An 11,527-nucleotide genomic window follows, 5' to 3' on the forward strand; every position below is an offset into this window, starting at 1 on the left:
ATTACTCCGTAAATGTATTAGCGTAGTTTCTAAATGTAATATTTAATTTTGACGGGTCAAACCCCTGCTCTTTAATCTTATTGAGAGCAGCATTTCTATATCCTTCTATAGTATCGATTTCTACGATAACTCCATTCTTATGGTTAGGGTCTGCCTTATATCCAATTGAATAAATTAAGTTTTTTATTGGTAATTTTTTAATTATAGGATTGGCGTCTTCCAACTTTTTTTGCTCATTAGCAAGTCTGTCTGTTGTAGCTCTGTCTATTTCTGATGTTTTAGACGAAGACTGTAATTCTTTAATAGCCTTCTCTGTCGTGGGTGTGAGTGCAAAAATTATCCTTAACGGATTACCCTTCTTTACTTCGACATTAATGCTCTCATCCTTAAAGCCACTTCTTGATGCCTTAAAATCGTATGTTCCTGGTTTTAAATATACGATTTGCGAGCCGATAAATTTTTGATTGCCAGTAGTAATTTCAGCCTTATCGGGTGAGGTTAGTAGGTAAACTGGAGTGGTGTCATGTCTATTTACGTAGGTTATGACACCATATACTAATGTACTGGCTGATAATAATATAAATATACTGCTAATTATTTTTTTATTCATCATTTCTTCCTAAACCAAGTTACGCTTGGTGATGTTAGACTTTCACCGCCTGCTTTTGGGGCGTATTCACACAATGAGGCGGATGCTATATTTGAGTCAAATCCTTCTATATTACCAACAAAAACAAATGTATGTCCTGGGCTATGGGCGACATCACCGGGTTTAAGGTCTGCTACGTTGATTGAGCTGCCGTTGCCAAGAGTTTGCCAGTTGGCTTCTGCCCACGCTCTCTGTACACCAGTTGGTCCAGCTTTGCCGCTCTCACCTCCGTAGTTATAATTTTTATCAAACCCACTGTCGTTCAAAATTGTTGTTACAAACGCGCCACAATCAACACCGCCACCGAAACACGTACCGCCAGTAAATCTGTTCTCGCTTTTTGCCTTTTCTATAGCTTTTTCGTAATCAGGTTTTTTGTCTGTACGAACCTTTTTTTCTGGCCAGGCATAACGTTTGACGTAGTCAATAAAGTCGCCGCCACCACTTGACGAAGAACATCCTCCTCCACTTCCGCCCGTACCATTAAATCTTTCATAGATTTTTTGTGCAGCGGTACCGCGTATATTTTTAACTTCATCTTTTGTCATGGCTGATTTTTCAAAATCGTCATGCCAAAAAACAGTGGCGTCATCAACTGTCTTCAGTGTTTTTAATAATTCCCATGAATTTGAAGCGGTACCAAATCCACGAGCAGTAACGGGTCTTTCTGTCCCCTCTTGCACTAAATACTCTAATTCGAAGATCAATAGCTTGTCGTTGTCTTCTACTGGAATAGAGTCGACCATACCCTTGTCGTTAGGTGCGCCACCATACTCTTGGCTGTAATATTTTTTTAACTCAGACGGTATTTTGTTGGCTATAAGCGTTCGCCTTCCGAACGTCCACTGGGCGAGTCCCCAGCCACCAGACCCCCATCCTTGACCTACTTCGTGTCTGGTAGGACTAAATCCGGATTCTGCTTGAATATTAGCCATCACGCCAGCTGTTTGTTCGGCGCTTAATCCTGCGTTACGTAGATATCCCCAAATCTTTTCTTGGTTATCAGATCCTGACACTCCATTAGAAGATGATCCGGAACAAGTTGTTGAATCATTTTCTTTATACCAAAGAATATCGTTTGTTACATATGAATCGGGATATCCTGCCGCCAAAGATACTGGCTGCATAGTAATAGCAAAAGATATAACAAAGCAAAGAACGATAGACAATTTTTTATACATCAGATCGATTCCTCTTATATTCGCTTATAATATCTGCAGGAACACCAATACTTTTTAAGGCGTCTGGAGATTCTCTATCATTAACACCTGTTATGACCGAATTATTTCTTAGAATTGCATACGTGTTATAAGTAGATTTGAATTTCTCGCTATAAATTTCTAGCGCAACCAACTTAAATTCGCCCTGCTCTTTTACTATTGAATACTTTTTTAATTCACGGTTGCCGTAGGTGCTGGAGGTAGAGTTTAGTAATTCAGTGATAACTTTTTGCTCTGATGATTGCTCGTGAGCGTTATTTGGATTACTTGAGTTTTCGTTGGTGTTTTGGGATGATGACAGAATAGTTGTGTATTGATTGCTGTCAGGGTTTTTAATAATGAGGAAAGTTGCCGTAATACTTATTAAAAATAATACGGATGATATTAATATGACTTTATTTTCTTTATTCATTAGACCTTCCTCGCATATTCCCAGTGCCATTGTTCGGGGTTACTTCCACCTGGCTCAGCCCAAGCGGGATGCACATAACCGTATTTGTGGGCGTTAGCCTTTAGCCAATTATATGTAGAAGACCCAAACGCGCCAACTTCAATATCTGCAGCAAGTCCCCAGCCGTGATTTGATGTACCTGGAACGCCCGCGGTGCTGCCTAATTGTTCACGAAGTTTAACTTGCCTGTCATATTCTCGATAGGCGTCATTTATGATGAGGTCGGAACCGTTATCAGCTTTGTATGCTTTATTCATCTCTTCCATAGCAATCGCAGCTTTCTTATTCATTTTATTGCCTGGTGAAAAAGATAGAGCTTGTAGTTCTGAGTCTGGAATTTTACCATTTTCGTAGCTGCCCCATTTGGCCTGTGCTTCTTCTAATTGCGGCTCACCAACTGCCTCGCCATTGTCTGGAGCTTTAGCCGTGGTTGAAGGGGCGTCTTCTTCGTCATCTTCGCCATTGATTGATTGGGCAATTTGGAAGTCAATTAGTAATACTGACATAGCGGAAAGCTTTCTATCGTCGTATTGCTTAGCGGAATTTTCAGTTCCAAATGACTCATTGGTAATATCTTTCCCTTCTTCATCTTTATATGTTTTTTCAGTAATTTTTGCGACACGTGTTGAATCTGATGGCGCTGTGCACCCGCCATTGCTAAACCAATAGCTTCCGGTGCTAGCATCTCCACAGTCTTCTACAAAGTCATGAAGAGGAGTGTCTTTAACTATGTATCCATTATTCATGAGATCGGATATATCTGCGCCATCTGGAATGTCCATATCTTTCTGTATCCATCCTTCATCTTCGGCAATTTGAATAGCTTCCTCTACTGACATGTTTGCCTGGCTGTTGGTTATACCAGTACACGGTAATCCTGCCATATTCACGGCTGGATCTTCCGATGACCCACTGCCCATAGAAAAGTCTTTTGCATATCCGCAATATTTATCAGAATACATACCGCTTGCTGCTTTTGCAGTGGATGAATAAGATAATGCCATAGAAGGTAGCCTGAGAATATTAGATAGCATTGCTACTGGAGTTTTGCTATAAGTCCCATTAGCCATCATCATATTGCCCATATTATGGAATATACTACCTAAGAATGTATATCTACTGGACGTATCAAATGGGCTTAATGAAGCAATATCCATTTCTTTTTGGAATTCTTCGTTTGCTATTTGGATTCCATTGAATTCTGCCAATTGACTCATTTTAAGCCCTGGTAGCATCTGCCCCATAGATCCGCTTGCAAAGAACGCCGCCGCACCAACGCCGAGTGCATCACCCAAATCCTTATACTGAGCATTATTTGATGTAAGCATACTTACTGCCAATTCTTTGAGGACTCTCTTTACGGTATCGCCAACGGCATACTTAAGTAATTCTGTGGTTACTGTGGCTAATGTCTTTTTTGCAATCCACTTTGCTAATGATGTTAATCCAAAAGTAGCCGCCCCGGTAGCGTCTATTGCTAGGTCTACTGCTTGAGAGGAGTACATAGCAACTGGACTTAGTATATAATTGCACACTGGTTCGCTAACCTCTTCGGCGGAATTGAGAGTACGAACTATAGGATTTGTAGCTACTGAATATCCAGGAATGTAGTTTTTTGCAATTCCAGGCTTGTCGTTATTTACGCCCATTGCCGCCAGTAAATACGGAGAATCTAATGCCGATCCTTCAGCGTTATCGGACCCTTTCATCTTTCCTCTTTCGGTTAGCATGGTACCGATGGTTTCCATCGTTTCTTGAGAGAATCCACTGCCACTAGAGTCGAGTCCAGAAGCCTTAGCTTGTGATCCAGGAGATAATATTACATCCATAACTAGCCCTAATAAAGGTACTAACTGAATTGCTGCTACTCCTGATGCGATGATGTTGGGAAGTTTTAGCGCAAGGCATATTCCTGCTGCCGCGACGTATACTAGCCCGCCTTTTTTTAGTTTCTCTGTTGATTTTGTAACTCTTTCATTGATTCCACCGATAGCCTTGTCGTCGTTAAAGCCTGGTAATTTTTCTTTAAGTTTATTTGCCTTTTCTTTTACTCCGAGTTTTTTGTCAATTTTTGAAATCGCACTATTTCTTTTAAGACCAAATTTCTTGTAAAGCTTACTTATATGTTTTCCTGTCCAGGCACGGAAACGCATTTTAAATAAGCCAGTTCTGCCATAAACTTTACTGGCAATTTTACGATTCTCTTTTTTGAGCAGTTCGTCTTTTAATTTCGACGACTCAATAGGTTTCCCGTCGTTTAATCCTTCTACCTTCCAATGGGTTGGATTTTTTTCTGGATAACCAGTTTTCTTCAGCTTCATTTCGTTGCCGTCAACATCGACTGGAATAATTCCCGATTTATTGAACTTCGTTAATGCTTTATAGGACAACTTTCCTGTTCTACATCTTATCTTCTTACTGCTATTAGCGCAGATTCCTGGGCCATCTTTAGAATCCAGGAATCCGTTCATAACCTGTTTAATTCTGGATATTTTAGAGGGTGTGGCGGAGTCGTTTTTCCAGGTGAAATTCTCCATAATATTTTGTAACATTGTCGCTGGACTAAGAAATATTCCCAGAATTCCACCGCCCAGTCCCAATATTCCGGCAATAGCTGCAATCGGTCCGCGTTTTTTCAGCAAAGATTTGAACGTTACTGGACTTTTCTTTTTTCCCGCAGACGGCTGATAAAAACTGTTGCCTGGAGCAGAAGATTCTTGGTCATTAACGGCGGCGCTGGCGGAATCGTTTTGATTAGGATTTAAGTCCGAATCTTTATTATCAAACTGAGATTCAAGGTCGTTTATAGCATCCTTTTCGCGATCACTTAACTCTGACCCGCTGTCATAACCAGCCGAGATTTGATCAAACTTAGCCTGCTCAGCAGGATTTAATCTGCTGTCGGTTTCGGAATCTGTCGTATAATCAACTCGTGCCATATTTTCTCGCTATTTTTCTACACCGCTCCGTAGCCGCCGATTGGTGAATCTGACGGTTTTATTTGTTGCGATACGGGATTTGTATTGATCAAATTATATTCGGTATCGCTAGCCTGAATCTGAATGTGAACATGATTTTGTCCAGCAAAGAATAATCCTTGCCCAACTGGGAAATTGGCTAATCGTTTCTGCTCTTCATCTGTCAATTTGAACACTTGCGCCAAAACGTCAACGGCGCTGGCAGACTGTTTCAAAAGTAACTGCATTGAGGAGTTGGAAACGATTGCTCGCCCCATTTTACTTCCAACGAAGTCTTCTACGTCCTGAGTGATTGTTGTCAGACCTAATTGATATTTGCGGGCGCGCTTGGCTAATGAGAATAAGAAGTTGGCGGAATCGTCATATTTCATCAATTGCCAAGCCTCGTCAACAATCAACATACGTTTCCTCTGGTCAGTGCGCGTAATATTCCAGATGTGGTTCAGAACGATATACATCGCCGTTGGTCGCAGTTCGTCTTCCAAGTCGCGAATGTTAAAGACAACCATATTATTATTAATATCAATATTACTCTGTTGCGAGAATATTCCAGCAAACGTTCCAGAGGTAAATTTGCGAAGTCGCTGAGCCAGGCTTGGGCCAGTTCCGCCCATGTGAAGCAAAGTGTCGTATAGGTCGGAAATCGTCGGTGGCGTAGAATTGTGCGTCAATGGGTCTGAAGTAATGCCGACGCGTGCGTAAGTGTCGATTAATGCTTGATCAATATCAGCTTCTTCTGCTGGCGATAATCCTGCTACGACTTGCCCGCCAGCCCCTACTCCTGCGCCGCCCAGCATTTGCCTGAGTAGTCCGTGTAGCGTAACTAAGTTGGCTCGCAGTGCGTCATCTGCTTCATCAGTGTCAATCACACGCGGCAAATCAAATGGATTGATCCTCGTGTCACTACTTAAACTCAATCGAATATAACTGCCACCAACCGCGTCGCATAGTTTTTGGTACTCATTTTCTGGGTCAATAATCACAATATCAGCCCCGACCATCATACTTCTCAAAGCTTCCAACTTAACGGTAAATGATTTACCGGCACCAGACTTAGCGAACACGACCATATTGGCGTTTTCCAGAGAGAATCTGTCAAAAATCACCAAGCCATTATTATGCATATTAATTCCGTAAAGTACGCCCTTATTGTCCGTCAAATCGGCTGAAGTGAATGGAAAGCTGGTTGAAATTGCGCCAGTGTTCATGTTGCGGCGAATCTGTAGTTCATCGGTCAATTGTGGAATAGAGCTATTCAATCCCTGCTCCTGCTGACTGGAAGCCACTTTTGAGAACACCAATTGCTGGCCAAAAATAGTTTCAATTTTATGCTGGATGAAGTTTAGCTCGTCCAAGCTGTCGGCGTAAAGCGTAATATATAAACCGTAGCGGAAGAACTTTTCGGCGCCAATCTGTAATTGGTCGCGCAATTCTTCGGCATCTTGCAAAGCCGCTTCCAAGCCTGGGTCGCGCACCTTTCCCTTTTCCATGTTTATATTCATGGTTGCTTCCAGCTGAGTAACTTTTTTGCGCAGGTTATTCAGGACAATTTGCGTATCGACTGGATAAATAAACATACTAATATCCAGCACTTCATCGATGTTAATGATTGAACTAAGCCAGCCGGTGTAGATTTGGCGAGGATAGCCATAAACATACATTGTGCGGCCATATTTTGAGCCAAGTCGGAAATGGTCGGAATGAAGCTCAATACTACTTGGCGCAATAAAATCACGCAGAGTTCGAACGCCAGTTAAGAAGGCCTGTTCGACTTCGGCTTGTTCACGAGCTCGTTGTTGAGCAGCAATATCAACGGCATCTAATTTCTTCTTTGCCATTATGACCTTCCTCCTCTCGGTGACGGACCAGTTCCCTTAGTTACGTAAGTGGTCGTAAGCTCGCTCGGATCAATGTCCTCTAGCGATTCACGTGACGACGTGTCGGGATTATATGAAGTGTAGAACAGTTCACCCAGTTGCCTGGTATTTAATTGCCAGCTTTTTACGCCCATTTGGAATAGTCCGTTCATAACCGAATCAATGCGGTTTTTAATTTCATCTTTGGCTTTGGTGTAAGTGACTTGGTCAATTTTTGTTACGGTTGCCTCTTTTTTTCCACTGAAGAAGCTATTAAATAGTCCCTTAGTCTGTTGTTTGAAGGCATTTTCCTCGCCAGCTGGATAATATGGAACGACAACGTAAAAGCTCTTATCCATAATATTTGCTTCTTGTGCCAGAATATCAATGAAATCCATATAATCGTCCATTAAAACGTTGAGGAGCATATTATCTTGATTGCGGCGAATCTCAGCCAATCTGTCCAGATATGGGCCAATGTCCACGCGGCGTGAACGGATAAGAACTTGAATTGGGAAATATAGAGAATTAATGAAGTTTTGATAACTGAACTCAATTCCCTCTCTTTCGCGTGAACTCATCAGGTCAAAGTTGATCGATTCACATTCCACTACCGCCCGAAAACTGCCGTCGCTCATAATGATCATATTTTCACGCATTTCAGAGAAAAGCAGCGTATTCTGGGTACTAATTGGTCCTTTTTGCTTCTTATTCTCAGGGGTTTTATCTGGAGACGGCGCAGTTGGATTTGGTCCCGAACCAATTACCCCTGGTGATTGCTGAGGGACATTAGGAAGAGCCGCATTGGTTTGCGGAACCTGCTGATAAGATTGTTGATTTTGTAACTCTGGTTGCATAAACCCCACCTAACGTAGTGAAATCACCACTTCCTCATCTGATAATTTATTTTCTTGCTGAATTCGATTTGCCTCACGCGCAATCGTTTCAATCGAGAGGTCGCGGTTATTTGCCAGTTCTATTATAGCAGGTGACACCTCGTTTACGCTAGTTTGCGGCGTGGTTGTCGGTTGAGTTTGAGCTGGAGCGCTCGCGGTAGGCTGTCCGGACACAGGATTTAATACAGATTGACGCATTGTTGGGTATGGATTCATTTGTAGTGGTGTGGCTGGAGTAGGATTATCTGGTTGATGTGGTTGTGCGGGAGGCGGCGTAGCAGATTGCCCTGTTTGCATCTTTTGGATAACTTCTTGTCGCCTACGAACATCGGACTGATTTATTAAGTGATTGATATTTTGCGCCGTAGCACTATTTTCATCCAATATGTCGTTAGCTGCCTGTCCTTCGTTAAACAAATCGGCACGCATTGAACTGTTAGGATCATTGACGCCACGAATCGACCAACCTTGACTATCTACCAGATTTGCCAAATACGATAATCTTCGCTGGACTTCGGCTTGATCGTAATTATTACCGTAAGTCTTCTCCTCGACTTTTGGCGCGATAACTTCGACTAATCTTTCAATTCCATCAGGCTGCCATAGTCGTTTTTTTGGTTTTAGCATAAAAGAAATAACTGCTGCTAAATAAACTTCCATTGGCTGATCTTTTTTAAGCGGTAAAGCCAGCGCTCCAAAGAATAAAATTATCGGCACAGGAATTATTGCCAAAGGTAGTAAAATTGTACTCAAACCGTACGCAATAGCGATTCCGATAACAGCTATAATTAAAAACACAAACTGTCGGAAACTAAACGGCCCGAGCAGTTTGTCCTCCGCCTCGACATCTTGAGGAACTTTATACACCGACATACTGCTTATATTATATCAAAATATGGAGATTATAACATGTTGCGGAAAATCTCAAATTGTTCTTTGGCGGCATCTGTTACGTTTGCAGATAACCTCCTGTCGGTAAGAATTGTATTGATAACACCCTTGATATCTTGACGTTTATTGTCTGTAATAATAGAGGTGGTATTTACAGCTTCTATTAACAATTTAACAGCGTCGGCATCTGTAGACGCTAAAGTTTCAGGTTTATATTTACCACTCTGCAACCATTCAGCAAAGTAGTTCATTAGATCTCCCCTGTTATTAATATCGCCCTTCAGCATGTCGTCGATGAGCTTACCTCCTATAAAGGACGCTCTGTTCTTTATACCAGATTCCGCTAATCCTGAAGCTGCAGAAGAATAGAATTCTGGTGGCAATTCACTAAGAAGTTCAGCGATTTCCGTCGCAGTACCGTATTTAAATTGCTCTTCAATTGCGGCTTCACGTACGAATATGCTATCTCCAGATAAATTAACTCCACCAGGAAGGGGTATAGATAATTTGTTCAGGGCTAATCCCTGCCTATGTTTTGCATCCAATTTATAGTGCTTTATGATTTGACGAGCTTCATCAATTGACTTAGCATATTCGCTACGGCTGGTTGCTATGGCTGAAGCTAAGGCTGCATTTGCACCAATCAAATTGCCATTCTCGTCTGTAAATACATTGCCGCCAGCTTTTTCTCGAAGTTCTTTATTACTTATCAATTGCTCTGCAAATTCACTATGTTGTTGACGTTGAGCATTATTTTTAATCAGACCTGCCGTTGCAATTTCGGTTTCTAGATCTTTAATGTCATTCATAAATGCAGTTTGTTTCTGATGAGATTTCAAATCTTGTCGAGTTGCATATGTAGCCGACATATTTCTCCTAGCACGATCGTATAGAGATCTTTTTTCGTATATATCATCTGGTGCGTGACCCAGCGTAGCTTCGGTATAGCGATTATCATCTTGTGCAGATAAGAAATCTGAGCGTCTGGAAGCCTGCCTGGCATACAAGTCTGACTTCTTATACCTGGCTGTATTTCTAAATGAATTCTCGGCATTTTTCTGTGAAGTTTCCAGATCCTTTTTACGCAATCTACTGTTATGATCTGCCCAACGGCGTAAACGATTTGGGTTGAATCGCGCCATATTGGCATTAGCCAGTTTCTTGTTTTTAATAGTTTCGCGGCGATCTTTAGACCAGTTCTTAGTCCTGTCGTATAAGCCCTTGTTTTTATCATTAACAAACCCAGCAAATTTGCCTAATACTCCGCCGCTAAGTTTCAGAATTATAGGTGTTAAGGCTAATGGTATAACCTGAACTACCATACCTAAAATCTGCATTATTCCACCATTTGCTCCTGTAGCGTTTTGGATAATTATTATTCCTGCCAATTGTGCTCCACCGAATATTACAGCGAATGCCGGGAAGAATACTAACATCGTGAAGAATAAGTCTCGCCATTTCTTAAACCATTTTTCTGTACCAGGAAGTAAATAACAAACAAATGCTAAAGGTGAAATGATGATTAAGATTACAATTAAAGCTTGGCGCGCTGCCATAATTAGAAGCACTAAGAGAAGTACTAGACCTATTCCCACTAATGCTGATAGCGCCAACGGTAGCAATTCTGCGCCCATGGCTACTGTTGCGACTACCCCGCCAGCTAAAGCCCCGTTGGACAATATCATCATAATAACTTCCGACCATGTCCAACCTACGCCCGTATTTTCTCCTACAGTGGATATGGTATTTTTAATCCCCATGAAAGCGTCCTGGAAGGCGTAGCCAGTTACGTTTGATAAATCCAGCAATACAGCACAAAACGTGAATGATAAGTTGACCAACACCGCCGCAATTACTAACCTAGGGAGCATTTTTTTAACGCCGTAATTGCTAATTCCTACAGAGGTCAATTGTGAGTAGATAATTACCAAAAACGCCACAATAAACGCCACGTTGCTAATGTTACGCATAATGACCCACGCCAGATAAATTCCACTATTTTGGTTGGTTGTTTCTAATGGCTTAGTTTTTAAGAACTCCTGAAGCGCGCTGTACATATAATCTATGCCATCAGCCAGCCAATTGGAAACTGGACAGATAATCCACCCTATTCCCTGTACGTCACAGGAAGTACTGGTTGAATTTTCAGATGGCGATTCAATTGAAATAGTTGAGGTGCTGGTTTGCTCATAAGTGTTCGGTGGTGTAAATGAATAAACTGCATAAGTTGCGGAACTTAGTGAAGATATTTCGCTTGATGGGAAATAAATAACCTTGGTTTCTTTTTTATTCTTATCTTCGTTAACATAAACAAGCGAATTATCAGGTAGGTTAAATTGTTTAATCTTTTTATCATCACTTACCTTTGTATACTTTTCTTTATTATAGGTTAAATTATGGCCGCTCCATTCTGCGTCTACGGCGTAAACAGAGGTTGAGTGTGTTAAGGTATTAAGAAAAATGCCCACCAGCATCCCTGCTATCAGCAATACGAACCACTGCAGCCACTTGTTAAGAAGCTGCTTACGGGAAATTAACCACTCCATCTGAGGCTATATTAGCATTTTTGATGGAAAAAGTCAAGAG

At 41.5% G+C, this 11,527-nt stretch carries 8 protein-coding genes; all 8 read right to left on the reverse strand.

Features of this window, described 5'->3' with window-relative positions; translation table 11 throughout:
- Position 1: 1 nt before the first annotated feature.
- From LRM46_RS01280 to LRM46_RS01315, 8 genes are read right to left on the reverse strand one after another with little or no spacing between them, the layout of a single operon-like run.
- Positions 2–610: a hypothetical protein gene (locus LRM46_RS01280; protein ID WP_243813264.1), complete on the reverse strand. Its 609-nt coding sequence runs from the start codon at positions 608–610 to the stop codon at positions 2–4.
- Positions 610–1,830 (reverse strand): phage tail tip lysozyme, encoded by a 1,221-nt coding sequence (locus LRM46_RS01285; RefSeq protein WP_243813265.1) that lies wholly within the window; start codon positions 1,828–1,830, stop codon positions 610–612. The genes LRM46_RS01280 and LRM46_RS01285 overlap by 1 nt, the downstream gene beginning before the upstream one ends.
- Positions 1,823–2,281 carry a hypothetical protein gene (locus LRM46_RS01290; protein WP_243813266.1) on the reverse strand — a complete coding sequence of 153 codons (459 nt, stop codon included), beginning with the start codon at positions 2,279–2,281 and terminating at the stop codon, positions 1,823–1,825. The genes LRM46_RS01285 and LRM46_RS01290 overlap by 8 nt, the downstream gene beginning before the upstream one ends.
- A complete protein-coding gene (locus tag LRM46_RS01295; protein WP_243813267.1) occupies positions 2,281–5,259 on the reverse strand; it encodes a M15 family metallopeptidase in 2,979 nt (992 codons plus the stop codon). The genes LRM46_RS01290 and LRM46_RS01295 overlap by 1 nt, the downstream gene beginning before the upstream one ends.
- A 17-nt stretch (positions 5,260–5,276) precedes the next feature.
- Positions 5,277–7,136: a VirB4-like conjugal transfer ATPase, CD1110 family gene (locus LRM46_RS01300; protein ID WP_129631974.1), complete on the reverse strand. Its 1,860-nt coding sequence runs from the start codon at positions 7,134–7,136 to the stop codon at positions 5,277–5,279.
- The gene (locus LRM46_RS01305) at positions 7,136–8,011 is read right to left on the reverse strand and encodes a TraC-like domain-containing protein (RefSeq protein ID WP_243813268.1); all 876 of its coding nucleotides are present in this window, start codon (positions 8,009–8,011) and stop codon (positions 7,136–7,138) included. The genes LRM46_RS01300 and LRM46_RS01305 overlap by 1 nt, the downstream gene beginning before the upstream one ends.
- A gap of 9 nt (positions 8,012–8,020) precedes the next feature.
- Positions 8,021–8,923, reverse strand: a complete 903-nt coding sequence (locus LRM46_RS01310) for a PrgI family protein (protein ID WP_243813269.1) — start codon at positions 8,921–8,923, stop codon at positions 8,021–8,023.
- A 29-nt stretch (positions 8,924–8,952) separates the two neighbouring features.
- The gene (locus LRM46_RS01315; RefSeq protein WP_243813270.1) at positions 8,953–11,487 is read right to left on the reverse strand and encodes a TrbL/VirB6 family protein; all 2,535 of its coding nucleotides are present in this window, start codon (positions 11,485–11,487) and stop codon (positions 8,953–8,955) included.
- Positions 11,488–11,527 lie beyond the last annotated feature (40 nt).

The organism is Candidatus Nanosynbacter sp. HMT-352 (genome assembly GCF_022819345.1).
Classification (GTDB): Bacteria; Patescibacteriota; Saccharimonadia; order Saccharimonadales; family Saccharimonadaceae; genus Nanosynbacter.

Bases quoted from the DNA above. Each gene is read 5' to 3' on its own strand.
- LRM46_RS01295 (WP_243813267.1), bottom strand. From the start codon at position 5,259: ATGGCACGAGTTGATTATACGACAGATTCCGAAACCGACAGCAGATTA.
- LRM46_RS01285 (WP_243813265.1), bottom strand. From the start codon at position 1,830: ATGTATAAAAAATTGTCTATCGTTCTTTGCTTTGTTATATCTTTTGCT.
- LRM46_RS01310 (WP_243813269.1), bottom strand. From the start codon at position 8,923: ATGTCGGTGTATAAAGTTCCTCAAGATGTCGAGGCGGAGGACAAACTG.
- LRM46_RS01315 (WP_243813270.1), bottom strand. From the start codon at position 11,487: ATGGAGTGGTTAATTTCCCGTAAGCAGCTTCTTAACAAGTGGCTGCAG.
- LRM46_RS01280 (WP_243813264.1), bottom strand. From the start codon at position 610: ATGAATAAAAAAATAATTAGCAGTATATTTATATTATTATCAGCCAGT.
- LRM46_RS01305 (WP_243813268.1), bottom strand. From the start codon at position 8,011: ATGCAACCAGAGTTACAAAATCAACAATCTTATCAGCAGGTTCCGCAA.
- LRM46_RS01290 (WP_243813266.1), bottom strand. From the start codon at position 2,281: ATGAATAAAGAAAATAAAGTCATATTAATATCATCCGTATTATTTTTA.
- LRM46_RS01300 (WP_129631974.1), bottom strand. From the start codon at position 7,136: ATGGCAAAGAAGAAATTAGATGCCGTTGATATTGCTGCTCAACAACGA.